This window comes from Pseudoalteromonas sp. GW168-MNA-CIBAN-0100, assembly GCF_040309225.1.
GTDB classification, from domain to species: Bacteria; Pseudomonadota; Gammaproteobacteria; order Enterobacterales; family Alteromonadaceae; genus Pseudoalteromonas; species Pseudoalteromonas arctica.
The window spans coordinates 1-236 of record NZ_JBEOOL010001105.1; the positions used below are offsets into that span (position 1 = coordinate 1).

Below are 236 nucleotides of genomic sequence, written 5' to 3' on the forward strand. Positions count from 1 at the left end.
CGTCTAAATCGGCAAGCATGGCCATAACGCTTAAATCTAAATGGGTAAAGCAAGGTACGGCATCAATAATAACGCATTGGGTATCGTCTTTTTGTTTTGCGTATTGCTCAAGTAATCTGCGTTTAAAGTAACTGGCATTAAAGTAAGTTAATGGCGAATTAAAGCGGTAAATAAATACCCCTTGCACGGCTTTTGCTTTATCGGTGGCATCTAAGCTTCTTACCACGCCTTTTATG

General features: G+C 39.8%; 1 protein-coding gene. It reads right to left on the reverse strand.

The genetic code is table 11. The annotated features are described in order from the left end of the window. The coding region (locus AAEY62_RS24790; RefSeq protein WP_350637155.1) for a sodium-independent anion transporter at positions 1 to 236 on the reverse strand (236 nt) is incomplete at both ends.